This is a genomic window from Rhizobium sp. PAMB 3182 (assembly GCF_052908355.1).
The window spans coordinates 3,488,032-3,503,174 of sequence record NZ_CM128607.1 but is presented as its reverse complement, the minus strand read 5'-3'; the positions used below and the strand labels follow the sequence as shown (position 1 = coordinate 3,503,174).

At 62.2% G+C, this 15,143-nt stretch carries 12 protein-coding genes; 6 read left to right on the top strand and 6 right to left on the bottom strand.

What is annotated here, in order from left to right; genetic code table 11:
• Positions 1-50 precede the first annotated feature (50 nt).
• Complete coding sequence (locus ACU5AZ_RS16825) at positions 51-974, bottom strand: LysR family transcriptional regulator (protein ID WP_446823483.1); 924 nt, start codon at positions 972-974, stop codon at positions 51-53.
• Positions 975-1,067: 93 nt separating this feature from the next.
• Here ACU5AZ_RS16825 and ACU5AZ_RS16820 point away from each other — a divergent pair, with 93 nt between their 5' ends.
• From ACU5AZ_RS16820 to ACU5AZ_RS16805, 4 genes are all read left to right on the top strand, one after another.
• A complete protein-coding gene (locus ACU5AZ_RS16820; RefSeq protein WP_446823482.1) occupies positions 1,068-2,078 on the top strand; it encodes a DAPG hydrolase family protein in 1,011 nt (336 codons plus the stop codon).
• Between the two features lie 282 nt (positions 2,079-2,360).
• Positions 2,361-2,549 carry an SDR family oxidoreductase gene (locus tag ACU5AZ_RS16815; RefSeq protein WP_446823481.1) on the top strand — a complete coding sequence of 63 codons (189 nt, stop codon included), beginning with the start codon at positions 2,361-2,363 and terminating at the stop codon, positions 2,547-2,549.
• Positions 2,550-2,719: 170 nt separating this feature from the next.
• On the top strand, positions 2,720-4,543 hold the full coding sequence (locus ACU5AZ_RS16810; RefSeq protein ID WP_446823480.1) for an ABC transporter ATP-binding protein: 1,824 nt from the start codon (positions 2,720-2,722) through the stop codon (positions 4,541-4,543).
• Positions 4,540-6,435: an ABC transporter ATP-binding protein gene (locus ACU5AZ_RS16805; RefSeq protein ID WP_446823479.1), complete on the top strand. Its 1,896-nt coding sequence runs from the start codon at positions 4,540-4,542 to the stop codon at positions 6,433-6,435. The genes ACU5AZ_RS16810 and ACU5AZ_RS16805 overlap by 4 nt, the downstream gene beginning before the upstream one ends.
• Before the next feature lie 310 nt (positions 6,436-6,745).
• On the opposite strand, the gene moaA is transcribed toward ACU5AZ_RS16805, so the two are convergent.
• From moaA to ACU5AZ_RS16785, 4 genes are read right to left on the bottom strand one after another with little or no spacing between them, the layout of a single operon-like run.
• Entirely contained in the window at positions 6,746-7,756 is a 1,011-nt protein-coding gene (gene moaA, locus ACU5AZ_RS16800) for a GTP 3',8-cyclase MoaA (RefSeq protein ID WP_446823478.1), read from the bottom strand.
• The gene (locus ACU5AZ_RS16795; protein WP_446823477.1) at positions 7,756-9,096 is read right to left on the bottom strand and encodes an FAD-dependent oxidoreductase; all 1,341 of its coding nucleotides are present in this window, start codon (positions 9,094-9,096) and stop codon (positions 7,756-7,758) included. Before ACU5AZ_RS16795 ends, moaA begins: the two co-directional genes overlap by 1 nt.
• The gene (locus ACU5AZ_RS16790) at positions 9,093-9,398 is read right to left on the bottom strand and encodes a 4Fe-4S dicluster domain-containing protein (protein WP_446823476.1); all 306 of its coding nucleotides are present in this window, start codon (positions 9,396-9,398) and stop codon (positions 9,093-9,095) included. The genes ACU5AZ_RS16795 and ACU5AZ_RS16790 overlap by 4 nt, the downstream gene beginning before the upstream one ends.
• Positions 9,399-9,434: 36 nt before the next feature.
• Positions 9,435-11,561: a molybdopterin-containing oxidoreductase family protein gene (locus ACU5AZ_RS16785; protein WP_446823475.1), complete on the bottom strand. Its 2,127-nt coding sequence runs from the start codon at positions 11,559-11,561 to the stop codon at positions 9,435-9,437.
• 189 nt (positions 11,562-11,750) lie between these two features.
• On the opposite strand from ACU5AZ_RS16785, the gene ACU5AZ_RS16780 reads away from it, so the two are divergent.
• Both ACU5AZ_RS16780 and ACU5AZ_RS16775 read left to right on the top strand, forming a co-directional pair.
• Complete coding sequence (locus ACU5AZ_RS16780) at positions 11,751-12,644, top strand: helix-turn-helix domain-containing protein (RefSeq protein ID WP_446823474.1); 894 nt, start codon at positions 11,751-11,753, stop codon at positions 12,642-12,644.
• Positions 12,645-12,754: 110 nt separating this feature from the next.
• The gene (locus tag ACU5AZ_RS16775) at positions 12,755-13,690 is read left to right on the top strand and encodes a helix-turn-helix domain-containing protein (protein ID WP_446823473.1); all 936 of its coding nucleotides are present in this window, start codon (positions 12,755-12,757) and stop codon (positions 13,688-13,690) included.
• Positions 13,691-13,784: 94 nt separating this feature from the next.
• Here the strand turns inward: ACU5AZ_RS16775 and ACU5AZ_RS16770 are convergent, their stop codons facing one another.
• Positions 13,785-15,038, bottom strand: a complete 1,254-nt coding sequence (locus ACU5AZ_RS16770) for an acyl-CoA dehydrogenase family protein (protein WP_446823472.1) — start codon at positions 15,036-15,038, stop codon at positions 13,785-13,787.
• Positions 15,039-15,143 lie beyond the last annotated feature (105 nt).

Genomic DNA, 15,143 nt, shown 5'->3' with positions numbered 1-15,143 from the left:
ATGCCGTCACCATTTTCGCAGGAAGCGGAAAAAAGCGCGAAAGCGGGAGCCTATGGTTTCCTCCCACGCAGACATCTGAGCCCTTCGACGACAAGATCGCGCAGGAAGCGGTTTGCGGGAGCCTTGTCGCTGGCCGCATGCCACATCAGCATCAGCTTTGCAGGCGCGAGGCGGATTTCTTCCGGAAGCGGCCTGACGGACAGGTCGAAATGCCTGGCGAAACGTTCCGCCACCTGGGTGTGGACGGCGGCGATCATCGGCGCCTGGGAAACGATAGAAGGCACCGTCAGCAGATGGGGCGTTCGCAGGGCGACATGCGGCCACACGTCCAGACGTCCCAACGCGTCGAGGATTGCGTCTCCGTCCGGTCCGTCGACCACCACCATCGGATAACGCCTGTAATCATCAAGCGTCATCGCTTCACCGATGGCGACCAGGGCGGCATTGAAAACCGTATGATACCCTTCGTGATAGATCACGCGTTGCTTGTGGTAGCTTTTCCCCCCGGCGAAGGTGCCAATGGCGAGATCGAAGACGCCCATCTCCAGACCATCGGCGACATCGGCCCCGCCTATGGGGATCAACTTGAGCGTGACGCCGGGCGCCTTTTCAAGCAGCAAGGCCGAGACTGCGGGAATGAGGATTGCTTCGGCGCTGTCGGTCACGCCAAGCCGAAAGGACATTTGCGCGGTTGAAGGATCAAACGGCAATTGCTCCTCAAACAGCATGCGTATCTTCCGCATGGTCGCGCGAAGCTCGACTTCGAGGCTGACGGCTTTCTCCGTCGGCACCATGCCACCCGCACTTCGCACCAGCAACTCGTCCCCCAGCAAGCGCCGAAGCCGCGCCAGATTGTGGCTCATGGCGGGCTGGCCAAGAGAAAGCCGCCGCGCAGCGCGCGAGACGTTCTTTTCCTCCAGGAGGGCCTCCATCGAGATCAGCAAGTTGAGATCGATGTTCGAGATATCAGTCATGTCGATTTCTGTCATGTATTAGATCGATTTGATTAATGATGAGCATGGCGTAGTTTCAGGGTCAAGCATCGAATTTTCGCCAAGGAGCTCGCCATGACCCATACGCTGTCCCGCCGCACCCTTCTCAAAAGCGCTCCAGCCGCAATCGTCGGAACCACGTCTGCCGCTATCCTGTCCCATTCGGATCTGGCGCAGGCGGCATCCGCCGCCGAACCCGCAGCGCATCGCGACGCCTACGGGGACTGGAGCGCTGTCACATACCTTTCCCTGGAATGCCAGAAGCAGCGCACCGCCAATGAGCAGGCCGTGGGCGCCACCCCTTATGCGCCCTATCTCGACACGGATCTCTCCGTCCCCTCGGCGTCGGCGAAGGCTCTCCAGTTCGGACCGCTCGACCCCGGCGAAGTACCCACGCCGAGTGCGCAGAACCTCAACCGCCTGATCGACCCGTCCTTCAAGACGAAAGACAACGGCTATGCCGTTCTTGATGGACAGATGGCCTATGCGCAAAGCCGCATCGTCATGCCCGGCGTGACCACTGAGATGTTCAAGTGGTGGTTCACCTGGCATCCGGTCGAAAGGGAGCGCTACATGCTCTGGTTTCCGCAGGCGCATATCGACACCAGCGTCGCCGACCCGTCCCGCCTGAAGGATGCATCGCTGAGCTACGAGAAGCGGCTCTTCAACAATCCCAATCGCATCCAGGAATGGATCGGACCGAGCCGTCTCGACGCCATCATCCATTTCTCCGAGCCGGCGACGCTCGGCTTCGACGCGCAGGCACTGGCGCGAGAGGGTTATACCGCCAGCGCCAGCGCCGTCTGCTATGCGACGCCGGCGCCCGATATCCCGTTCACGCTGATGGTCCATATTGCCCGCGACACAAGTGCCGGCATGGAACTCTTAAGCCGATACTGGATCGGAGCCCATGCGGACATGGCGCGGTTCGCCAATGCGGAAAAGGCTCCGGCAATGCTGCAAAAGATTGGCTTCAACGAGCAGGTTGCGGAATCAACGGCCTATGAAATGTCGGTTCACGACATGACCGAGTTCAACCATCTCGCGCGCATCCTGCCCGGCATTCATCACGCATTCGGGTCATGAGGGGGCGGAAGCCAATGTCGGCCATAAACGCCCGGATCAAAGGAAGGCGATAGAGTAGAGATAGTTCTCATCATCACCCGGCGTGACGCGCCAATTCTTGAAATGCAGCGTTCTTGGGCGAACTATCTTCTCTTGTGCGTGCTCGACGATGATCCAAATGCGGTCATGGAAAAAACAATAAAACTGCGCAAGCGTGGCGTCATGCGCCGATCGCGTTGGTAGAGAAGCCACATGGGTCTTTCACGCAGTCGCCAATCCGCAAAAAGCCGAACCAGGCAGCCGATGGCCGACGAGGTTCTGGACCCGGCATTCTCCGCCAAGCTTGCCGCCCACGCGCCCTTGGGGCGAAACGGAACTCCCGACGACGTTGCCGGCACCGTCGCATGGCTGCTCTCCGACGATGCCCGGTTCGTTACAGGTCAGGATATTCTGATTGATGGCGGCTTCACACTCGGAGGACCGCGGCTGTAAGCGACGCACTCAATAGACCCCGAAGCGCCCTTTGAGACGTGGTCTTTAAGACCCGGATCCGGCGCCCGCGGTTACCGCCGGAAAATACACGGGCGGCAACCACCATCATCCACAGCACCACCAGCCAGGCCGCGACAATATTCTTGTGCAGCGCGAAGGAGGAGGCCAGTATGGTTCCTGACGCGAAGCAGCGGAGCAAAATGGCCATGGCGAACTTAACCGAAGTGTCGATCATCGAACCCGTTCCTGCTGCACCTGCGAAAAATTGGAGCGCCCGGCTTCGCGGGCATGGCTGGGCCCTGTCGGGCTTACTGCTGTGCCAATTGGGGCAGGTTACGGCATCGCTGCTGCTTCCCGGTTATAGCGCCGATGTCATCGACAAAGGCATCTCCACCGGGTCCACCGACACGGTGCTGGGCTATGGCGGATGGATGGTGGCGGCCTCGCTGGCTCAGCTCCTGCTCAACGTCGCGACAGTCCTGCTCGGCGCGCGCATAGCCTACCAGATTGGCCAGACCTTGCGCGCAGACATCTTTGCCAAGGTTCATAGCCTCGCCCTCGCGCAGGTCCAGAGCTTCAGCATCGGCTCTCTGATCACCCGCTGCACGAATGACGTGTTGCAGGTGCAAACCATGCTGATCCTGACACTGACCATGATCGTGACCGCACCGATCATGGGGATCGGCGGCGCCATCATGGCTTTGCGCCAAGATGTGCAATTGTCCAAGCTTTTGGTCATCGTGGTGCCGATCCTCGCTCTGATCGTCGGATTTTTGACGCTACGCGCGACACCCTTGTTCCAGCAGATGCAAAGACAACTCGACGGTGTCAACACCATCCTGCGCGAACAGATCGACGGCATTCGGGTCATTCGCGCGTTTTTGCAGGAGGGCCGCGAGAGCCGGCGGTTTGGCGCGGCCAACACCGAACTGACGGACACCGCGCTTCACGCAGGGTGGCTGATGGCGACGATCAGCCCGGCGGTGACCGCAGTGATGCAACTGGCCTCGGTAGCTCTGGTATGGGCCGGTGCGAGCCGGATAGTGTCGGGCGATCTGCAGATAGGCGCGCTGATCTCCTTTCTCTCCTACGTCTCGCTGATCCTGATCTCGGTGATGATGATGGGAATGCTGGTCGTGTTGTTGCCGCGCGCGCTGGTCAGTGCACGTCGGATCGGCGAACTCCTGCAAACCCCGCTCATGGTAGCCCCGCCCGCACATCCGCACGCTCTACCCGAAAAAGGCGCCGGACTGTCCGTACGCTTTGAGGCGGTGAGCTTCGGCTACCCTGGTGCAGAGGCCATGGTGCTCGAAAGCATCGACTTCGCGGTCGACCCTGGGGAGGTCCTCGGCATCATCGGAGCGACCGGCTCGGGCAAATCCACGATCGTCAATCTCATCGCGCGGCTGGACGATCCAAGCACCGGACGCATCTTGCTCGGCGGGACCGATCTGCGGGCGATCGCGCCGGAGACGCTGAGCGGACGAATCGGCTACGTTCCGCAAAAGACCTACCTCTTCTCAGGCACCGTCGCTGACACCTTGCGGCTGGGGAATCCTGAGGCCGATGACGCCAGCCTGTGGCGCGCCCTCGAGATCGCCCAGGCCGCAGACTTCATCCGCGCGCTGCCTGAGAAACTGGCGGCGCCCGTGGCCCAGGGAGGAACGAATTTTTCCGGTGGCCAGCGACAGCGGCTCGCCATCGCCAGGGCGCTCGTCTGCGATGCCAATCTCTACCTGTTCGACGACAGCTTCTCGGCGCTCGATCAGGCCACCGATGCGCGGTTGCGGGGGGAGCTTCGCCGCGCGACCGCGCAAGCGGTGACGGTGATCGTCAGTCAGCGTGTGATATCGATCAAGGATGCGGACCGCATCCTTGTGCTCGATCGCGGAAGGATCGTCGGGTCGGGTCGCCATGCGGCGCTGGTGGAGGATTGCCCGATCTACGCCGATATCGTGCGCTCGCAGCAAAGCGTGGCGGAGGATGCCGCATGAACAAGGTGGAGGATTCCCGCCCGGCCACCGCCTCGACCTCCCCACGGCCTGCGCAAAATGCGCCCGGCGCCGCGATCGGGGGGGAGAAGCCGAAAGATACCCGTACTGCGGCCCTCGCAACCTGGCGAGCTCTCGGCGCCAGCCGACTGGTCGTCGTCGGCACCGTGCTCCTGTCGATCGGCAGCGTGGCGGCCAGCACGGCCGGGCCTTGGCAACTCGGGGAGGCGACCAATCTTCTGATCGGCGATGGCTTCAGTAACGCGGCGCTCGTCCGCCACCTCGCGATCGTCGCGGTTATCTATCTGGCCGCCTCACTGTTCAATCTGGCGCAGGCCTGGCTGATCAACAATCTGGTACAAAAGCTGGGCCGCGATTTGCGTTGCCAGGCGCAGGCGAAGCTTTCACGCGTGCCATTAAGCTGGTTTGACGCGCAGCCCCGGGGCGAGCTTTTGTCGCGTTTCACCAACGATATCGACAACATGGTCCAGAACCTGCAGCAGGTCGCCAGCCAGTTCCTGCTGATGCTGCTGACGATCCTCGGAGTTCTGGCGTTCATGATCGTCATGTCACCGCCGCTGGCTATTGTCGCGCTGGCGGCTATTGCCGTCTCCATGGTACTGACATGGCTTCTCACGCGGGTGTCAGGGCCGCAATTCGCCCGCCAATGGCGCGAAACGGGCAATCTGAACGCGACGGTGGAGGAGAGCTTCACCGGCCAGACCCTGATCCGGGTCTTCGGCGCGCGCAGCCGGATCGAGGCGCGCTTCGCCGATCAAAATGCCAAGTTGACCAATGCCAGCAGGACCGCGCAAATCCTGGCCAGCCTGATCCAGCCGGTGACCATGCTCGTCACCAACCTCGCCTATGTCGCGGTCGTCGTTGTCGGCGCCTTCCGCGTGCTTGCGGGCGGGCTGTCGCTGGGCGAATTGCAGGCGTTCATCCAATATATCCGGCAGATCGGGCAGCCCGTCTCTCAGTTGGGTAGCATGGCGGCCCAAGTCCAGTCCGCGCTGGCATCGGCCGAGCGAGTATTCGAACTCCTCAATGCTCCGGAAGTGTCGTCAGACGAAGCCAGCGAGACGCGGCCACGCTTTGCCGTCACCGGCCATGTGTGTTTCGATCACGTTCGATTCCGCTATCAGCCCGATCAGCCCCTGTTCGAGGATGTAAGCTTCGAAGCGCTGGCGGGCCAGACCATCGCCATTGTCGGCCCGACCGGGGCCGGAAAAACCACCCTGGTCAATCTGCTGATGCGGTTTTACGAGATCGACGGTGGCGCCATCCGTCTCGACGAGGTCGATATCCGGGAACTTTCGCGCTCCGAACTGCGCAGCCGGATCGCCATGGTGCTTCAGGACACATGGCTCTTCACGGGCACGGTCCACGACAACATCGCCTTTGGCCGCCCCGAAAGCAGCCGCGAGGCGGTGGTTGCCGCCGCGCAACGCTGCCACGTCGATGATTTTGTCCGAACCCTTCCAGGGGGATATGACACAGTGCTGGAGAATGGCGGCGCCTCGCTGTCACAGGGTCAGCGCCAGCTCATGACCATCGCGCGCGCCTTTCTTCTGGACGCGCCGATCCTTGTTCTCGACGAGGCCACCAGCTCCGTCGACACAAGAACCGAGATGCTCATCCAGCAAGCCATGTCCGAGCTGCGTCAGGGCCGGACCAGCTTCGTCATCGCGCACAGGCTCTCGACCATCCGCGACGCGGACCTGATCGTCTATATGGAGGCGGGCAACGTGCGTGAAACGGGCACCCACGACGCATTGATGGCGCTCAGGGGCGGATACTGGTCGCTGCAACAGGGCGGAGCCACGCAACAGCCACCGCAAGAGGCCCCGGATCGCCCGGCGGACTCAGATTTACAGCCGTCACATGTATCGTAAAGCCGAGAGCAGCAAGCATCGAACGTGACGCATGATCGAACCGCCATGCCGCTTGGTTTTGGGAGGCCCCGGGGGGCGGGAATGGCGGGCAGAGAGGGATCCAGACACCGCCGAAGTGAGCGTTATGGCGTAGACATAGTTCTCATCGTCACCCGGTACGCTGCGCCATTTGCTCGGAAATTCGAGAATAAATTCAGCTCTGACGCCGCGAGAGCCCCAACCGTCGGGGTGAACTGGCTGCGCTCCACGTCAGCAACGGGGCCACACGCTGCGTGCGGCGCGTCGGCACGTCCCTGCGCCGCGGCCGGGGTTAGCCCCCGGTCGCCGACATGTGGCGGGCGATCTGTGGCACTGATGCGCGGTCCAGCACGAAGTCGTGGCCCTTGGGTTTATGCTTCAGCGCATGGGCGATCGTCTCCAGCAGCAGTCCGTCGTCGTCGGATGCGCGTATGGCTTCCTTCAGATCCGCCGCGTCGTTCTGGCCGAGACAGGTGTGGAGTACGCCGGCGGCGGTCACCCGGACGCGATTGCAGTTTTCGCAGAAATTATGCGTCATCGGCGTGATGAAGCCGATGGTGCCGCCGGTTTCGGCAACCCGCGCATAACGGGCCGGGCCGCCGGTGCGAAGGCCGATATCCGTCAGCGACCATCGCTCCTCTATCTGCCGGCGCAGGCGATCCAGCGGCAGATACTGGTCGAGCCGGTCCTCCCCCGTTTCTCCAAGGGGCATGGTCTCGATCAGCGTCAGGCCCATGCCGCGCCCGTGCGTGAAGGCGATCAGGTCATCGATCTCCTCTTCCGTGCTTCCGCTGAGCGCGACCGTATTGATCTTGATTGCCAGCCCGGCATCGTGCGCAGCGTCGATCCCCTCGAGCACGGTTGCCAGGGAGCCGCCACGGGTCAAGGCTGCGAAACGATGCGGATCAAGCGTATCGAGGGATATGTTGACTCGCCGCACGCCCGCAAGCGCCAGATCCCTGGCGTAACGGGCAAGGCGGGTGGCGTTGGTGGTCAGCGTCAGTTCCTGCAAGCGTCCATCCTGCAGGCTTGCCGAAAGATCGCGGAAGAGCTCGATGACATCCTTGCGGACAAGCGGTTCGCCACCGGTGATGCGTATCTTGCGCACGCCCACCCGGATGAAGGCGTGGGCGACCCGCGCCAGTTCGTCCAGCGAAAGAATGTCCTTCCGCGGCATGAAGGTCATGCGCTCCGACATGCAATAGACGCAGCGCAGGTCGCAGCGGTCCGTCACCGACAGCCGCAGATAGCTCACCCTGCGGCCGAAACTGTCGACAAGCGCGCAGGCGGATGAGGGTTCCATCAGCACGCGATATCCCTCCCCGTGGCCGCGGCCATCATCTCTGCAACGGACACGAACTTCTCGCGCGGCTTGCCCAGCGCCCGGCCCCGGGCCACCTCCGCCATGTCGATCGCACGCCAAGCGTCAAAATCGAGCCGCTGGCCCTGTCGCGCCCAGATTGAGGCAACGAAGTCGTCCGCTGAGGTGGCGAGTGGCGAGGGCAGAGATTCGATGTCGGCCAGAACCTTCTCCACCGTATCGAGCGCGCAGGCGCGATTTGTGCCGATCGTTCCCTGCGGACCGCGCTTGCTCCAGCCGCACACGTAAAGGCCCGGAACACCCTCTCCTTCAACACCGACGCGGCCACCGGCATTGGCGTGGACGCCGCGGGCCGCGTCATACGGAACATCGGCGACCGGCGCACTGCGCCTGCCCACACTGAGGAAGACGAGGCCGGTATCGATCGCCACGTCTTGCGTCATCCCCTCGCCCGCTGCGGTCGAACGAAAGTGCGCACGGCTGACCCGCTCATTTCCTTCGAAACGGACCGGATTGAGATGGAAGCGGAACAGGCAGCGCTTGCTCTTCGTCGCCGGGTGGCGGGAGAATGCCTCAAGCAGGCCGACAGCGATTTTCCGTTCCGGGTCCGCGGCCTGCGGCAGGGCAAACGGATCGATGCCAAGATCGTTCTCGGCAACGCCCGGATCGCAATCGGCCAGCGTCCCGAACTCCTGCAGCTCCTTGGCGGAGAAGCGGGTCCCCGCCGGGCCGCCACGCCCCACGAGATGCACTTCGCGAATCCGGCTTTCGGCCAGCGCCTCGAGAGCGTGGCCAGCAATATCCGTGTGGCGCAACTCCTCCGGCGTCTTGAGGAGGATGCGGGCGACATCGAGAGCGACGTTGCCATGGCCGATGACGACCGCGCGCTCGCCGCCGAAGTCGAACGTCAGATCCCTGTAATCCGGGTGACCGTTATACCAGCCGACGAAATCGCTCGCCTGATGGGTGCCGGGCAGGTCTTCACCCGGCAGGCCGAGGTCCCGGCCCAGCGCGGCACCCGTCGCCAGGATCGTCGCGTGATAGGATCGGCGCAGGTCATCGATGCCGATATCGACACCGATCTCCACCCCGCCGACAAAGCGAAAGCCGGGCATCGCCGCGATCCGCTCGAACACCGCGGTGACCTGCTTCAGCTTCGGATGATCGGGCGCGACCCCGAACCGGACCAGACCGTAGGGCACCGGCAGTCGCTCGAACAGATCGACCGCGATGTCCTTGTCCGACCGAAGCAATGCTTCGGCCGCATAGAACCCGCTCGGACCGGCGCCGACAATGGCAACACGATAGCGCGGCACCGTCATAGGCCCATCGCCCTCTTGCGCTCGTCGGCGCCGGGAAGCGGCGCCAGGCGCGTGTTGACAACCGGCGTTTCGGCGGAACGACGCTTGTTGATCTCGATCCACTTCTGCTGGTCGGGCGACAGGAGGTAGGACGGCTGGATCGCGCCAACCGGACAGGCCGGGACACAGCCGCCGCAATCGATGCAGTTGTCGGGGTCGATATAGGTCATGTCATCGTCGATGTGGAAACATTCGACGGGGCACACCGTCACGCACTCCGTATAGCGGCATCCGTTGCATTGGTCGGTAACGACATAGGGCATTGTCAATAAACCTCTTCAGGGAAGCAAGATTGTCGGTCAGGATCTGGCAACCTCGACCAGCACATCCGAAAATGTCGGTGCACGGCCCAGGTCGGCGAAAGCGGGAGGCGTCAGGGCATGGACCGTGGGGCCCCGGCGGTTCGAGCGCTGCCAGTAACCGGCGGGTGCAACCACAACGCCGCGCATCACGTCCTCGGAGACGGTGGCGAAAGCCTCGAAGACACCGCGATCGTTGAAGACGCGAATGGGCGCCCCCACCTCTATCCCGCGTGCGTTCGCGTCATCCGGATGAAGGATGACCGCCTGCTCCTCGCCCGCCTGGGCCAGTTGCGCCGGCAGGTTGCCATAGTTGGAATTGAGGAACGCATGGCTCTTGGGCGAGATCAGGCTGAGCGGATATTTCTTCGCAAGCGCCGGTGCGCTGGCCGGGCTCTCGTTCGGCCTGATGTAATGCGGCAAGGGATCGACGGGTTCGCCTGCCTGATCGCCGTTGTAGCCCTGGCGAAACAGCGGAACCACGAAGTTGCCGTTGTCGGCCAGCGTGGACTTGAACTCGCATTTCCCTGTCGGCGTCGGAAAATTACCGTCGCGGTGCGGTGCCCAGTCGCCGGCAGCCGGCAACTTCAGACGCAGGAAGCCCTTCTCCTTCAGCTCCTCGAGCGTGATGCCCTCCATGACCGGATTTTCCCAGTCCATGGACTGCTCGATCATCTCGTCGTCCGAACGGTGGAAGAACGGGTCATCGATATCGAGCGCGCGGGCGATCCGGCGGAACAGTTCGGTATTCGGCACCGCCTCCCCCAGGGGCTCGATCGCCGGATTGTTGTAGGAGAGATAGAGATGCCCCCAGGAGAACATGATGTCCTTCTGTTCCAGCTGGGTGGTCGCCGGCAGAAGGATATCGGCATAGCGGGCGGTGTCGGTGATGAAATGCTCGCTGACCACGGTGAAGAGATCGTCGCGTGCCAGCCCCTGCTCCAGCTTTTCCTGCTGGCTGACCATCGCCATCGGATTGGCGTTGTAAACGAAGAGCGAGCGGATTGGCGGATCAAGCGGCATATCGCCGGTCAAGGCAGGCCCGAGCTGCCACGAATTGATGACCCGCATGGTCTCGGGCTGCAGATCCGGCCGCATCATTCCGCCCCAGTTGACCGGGAAGGCCCAGATCGGCAATTGCAGCAACCCGCCCCCCACATGCTTCCAGGCCCCGATCAGGGCCGGCAGACAGGCGATGGCGCGCACCGTCTGGCCGCCGCCGGCATGGCGTTCGACCGCGACGCCGATGCGCACCACGGCCGGCGCGGTCGTGGCATATTCCCGCGTCAGCGCGTAGATGTCCTCCACGGGAATGCCCGTTTCGGCGGACGCGAATTCGGGCGTGTATTGCTCGGCCCGCTCCGCCAGTTCGGCAAAACCGACGGTATGGGCATCGATATAGTCGCGATCGATGAGCCCTTCCTTGATGATGATGTGGATCATCGCCAGCGCCAGTGCGCAATCGGTGCCGGGGCGGATGGGAATGTGCCAGTCCGCCAGGCGCGCGGTGCGGGTGCGCACCGGATCGATGACCACCAGCTTGGCGCCGTTCTTCCGGGCCTGTTCGATAAAGGGCCAGTGATGCGAATTGGTGCTGAGCGTGTTGCAGGCCCACAGGATGATGTATTTCGAATGGATGAAGGCTTCCGGATCGACGCCAGGCGTATGGCCGATCGTCATCATATAGGCGGTGCAGGAACCGGAATCGCAGAAGGTGCGCTCGCTGACGCTGGCGCCCAGCTTGTTGAACAGCGGATCGCCGACATTGAGCCCGTTGATAATGCCCTGCGTGCCGAGATAGCTGTAAGGCAGGATGGCCTGCGCGCCGTCGGTGGCAATGATGTCCTTGAAACGCGCCGCGATCTCCCCAATCGCATCGTCCCAACTGATGCGCTCGAACTGCCCACTGCCCTTAGGGCCCGTGCGGCGCATCGGATACAAGAGGCGCTTGTCGCTGTAGACGCGGTCCTGGTAGTTGTTGACCTTCACGCAAAGACGACCGCGCGTAAACGGGTGATCCGGATTGCCACGGACAGCGACAGCCTTCCCATCCTCGACCGTGGTCAGGATGGAGCAGGTGTCCGGACAGTCATGCGGGCATGCGCCGACAACAGTAGTGCGAGCCATTTTCAACTCCCAAGGTTTGCCTTCTGAAAAGCATTGCTTCAACTTTAGGCAATGTGGAGCGAGTGGGCGGTCTTTGGCGTTAGCAAAAACTGCGTTTGTCTATTCAATTCCTGCTAAACTGGCTGTTTGGCGGGTTGGTCCGGAAATTGCTTCTCCTCACCTCAGGCAAAATGGAACCGGAGCGAAGCCATGTTCGGTCATTCCGTCGACAAATACATTACCGGCACGATGACCCAGACCTCGAACGCAAGCGGTTGGCGCAATATTCTGGCCGAGCGCTGGTGCCATGAAGCGGGTGAACTGCCCTCACTCGTTCCGCGGGAAACCGAAATCGCCATCCTCTTGCACGGACGCAGCGTCGTGGATCGCCGCGGCGGCGGCATGCGGCAGCACACGGTCGCCCGGCGCGGCACGATCTGGCTCTGTCCGGCCGGGATTGAGGAGGAGTTCATATCGGTGACGGAGCGGATGGACGACTGTCTTCATCTCTTCCTGCCGGGGCAGCCCTTCTCCTCGACGATCCTGCAGGAGTTCGACCTCGATCCGGCGGCGATCGAATTGCGGTACGAAAGCATCGACCAGGATCCCTTCATCGAATTTGCCGCGGGACAGATCCTGCAGGAGATGTCGACGGAAAGCGCGGCCGGCCGCCTGTTGATCGAGACGCTGGCCGTCTCCCTTTCCGCCCATCTTGTCCGCTCCTATTCGACGGCCTCCTCCCGCCAGCAGGGCAAGCGTAGCAGCGAGGGTGCGCTGGACGCGCGGCGAATGAGACGCGTGACGGATTATATCGAATTTCACCTCGACGAGGAGTTTTCGGTCGCCGACCTTGCCGAGGTGGCCTGCATGAGTGTTGCTCATTTCGCCCGGGCATTCAAACACGCCACCGGAACGAGCCCGCATGCCTATGTCAATGGCAAGCGCATGGCGCTCGCCAAGCAGAGACTGCTCGATGACAACTGGAATGTCGCCGACGTCGCCATTGCCGCCGGATTTTCTTCCCACGCCAACTTCACCCGTGCGTTCAAGAACTCGACAGGCATGACACCGCACACATTCCGCAGCGAGATGCGCGGACACTAGGGACCGACAGCGAATTCGTGGCCTTGCCGTGGCTGTCGGCTGGGCCGGGCAGCTCTCCAAAGCCTGTCACGGAGCAGAGAAACAGGAAGCCGTAACCGGAGCAGTAAGTCATGCACGCGAGGTCTTTCGATTTGACGGAGATCAGGGCCACAGAGCGCTTCAGCTACTGGAGGGATGTCCTGTGCAAGGTCTACGTGACACTCGCCCCTGAAAAGGCGCCGCAACTGGCTTTCCAAGGTGCCGTCACCGATCATGCGTTCGATGACATCGGTATTTCGACGATTTCCTCGGTGCGACAGACGATTGCCCGCACCAGAAGGGACATTGGTCGCGACACGGATGCCTATTGCTTTCTCAACCTGCAGGTAGACGGCAGTTGCAGCGCCAGTCAGGGCCGCCGGAGCGCCGTCACCTCGCCCGGCACCTTCACCGTCGTCGATTCATCCGAGCCCTTTCTCCTGGACTATGGCAGCGACGCCTGGACGCAACATTCCTTCAAGATCCCCAAGCATATGTTTGATGCCCATGTCGGCCAGGACCTGGCCGTGCGAACCGCCGGCGCCGGCACTCCCATCGGCAGGATCGTTGTGGATTTTCTCTCAGCCGTGGCCAGCAATCCGGAAAGCTTCCGCCACAGCGCAATCGACCTGACGAAGACCATTCTCGATCTGGTCGCCATGTCGCTTCGGGCTTCAGCGCCGGATCCGGGAAAGGAACAGCAGCGGAGCTTCCGGTCGCCGCTGCGCCACGCGGTGCTCCGCCATATCGATCTCCATTTCGCCGATCCGCACATCACGCCGGCCAAGGTCGCCGCGCATTTCGGGATCTCGCCGCGCTACCTGCACAAGTTGTTGCAGGGAAGCGGCGAGACCTTCGGCCAGATCATTCTCAACAAAAGGCTGGAGCGCTGCGCCTTCGAACTTAGCAAGGGGACGTGCCTGACCATATCGGAGGTCGCCTTCCGCTACGGCTTCAACGACATGTCCCACTTCAGCAGGGCTTTTCGCCGTCGCTTCGGCGTCACACCCCGGGACTACCGGCCGTGACAAGGCAAGCCTGGAGCGGGGCCGCCGACACGCTGCCCCGCTCCGTTCGAGTTCAAGGCATCATCGCCTGAAGCGGTTGATGCCGGGACGATTGTCAGGCGCCGAAAGTGGCGTAGGGAGCAGTCAGCGAACTGTAGCTCGGATCCTTGATGATGCTGTGCAGATTGCGCCGGCGTGCGCCCATGTTGCCGCCGTCGTAAAGCGGGAAGCACATGGCGTCATTCATCATGTCGGCCAGGGGATGAAGGTCGGTGTAGCTGTCGACGCCGACCACCCGCATGGCATCGTAGACGACGTTGACGCAGGTTTCGGAGCAGAACACCTTGGTCATCACCGCCAGTTCATGCTCGGCGCCCTTGGACTGATCGTACTGATGGCACGCTTTCCACGTCAGGTAGCGGCAGGCCTCGATCTTCATCTTCATATCGGCGAGCTGGTAGCCGACGGTCGGATAGTCGATGATCGGATGCGGGCCGGAACGGGCATCCGAGCGGGCGAACTGCAAAGCATGGTCGTAGGCCGCGCGCATGACGCCGACGCAGGCCGCGCCGATCAGGGCTGCGGTCCAGGCAAAATTGGTGGAGATGATCTTGATGCCATCACCCGGTTTTCCGAGAATATTGTTCGCTGGTACGCGCACATTCTCGAAGGTCATTCGCGGAGAAATCGTCGCCCTGTGGCCGATCGTGTCGAGAAGGCCCGAAACCTTGATACCCGGCGTGTTGCCGGGAACCATGATGACGGCAAGCGAATCCTGAGCGCTTTTGGACAGGTCGGTGCGGCACAGCACGGCATAGAGGTGGCAATTCTTGCCGTCCCAGCCAGTGCCGTTCGTTGTGTAGTGCTTCTCGCCGTTGATCACCCATTCGTCACCCTCCAGCGTGGCGACCGTCTTCACGCCGAAGCGCGGATCGGCGGAATCGAAGTTTGCGCCGCCCGTGACTTCCGTGAAGGCCAGCGCACCGAGGCGTGTGCCATCCTCGGCGAAATCGGTCAGAAGGCGCTTTTGCTGCTCCTCGGTTCCAAACATCGCGACCGGCTTGACGCACAGGCCGGTGCCGAACAGGGCGCTTGGAATATTGACATCGACAGTCGTCAGTTCTTCGGCCGCCAGCGCGAAATCCAGCGTGGCGATATTCGAGCCGCCGGCAGCCTCGGGCAGCAGGGTCTTCACGAAACCCGCCGCCACGGCCTGGTCGAAAAACGGCTTGATGGCATAGAAGCGTTCGTCGGGTCTCGCATACTGCGCGATCGTCTTGCGGACATCCTTCAACACGGTATTGGCAAACGTACGCGCACCGTCGCGAAGTGCGATCTGGTCTGCGTTCAAGGCGAAATTGATACTCATTGACGTTCCCTTGTCTGGTGGATTGGAGCAATCGATATGGCGGCACAGCGTCTCTCGCGCCTTCACGCCGGTTCATACCGTCCAAAAGGATAGAACCGGAGAAAG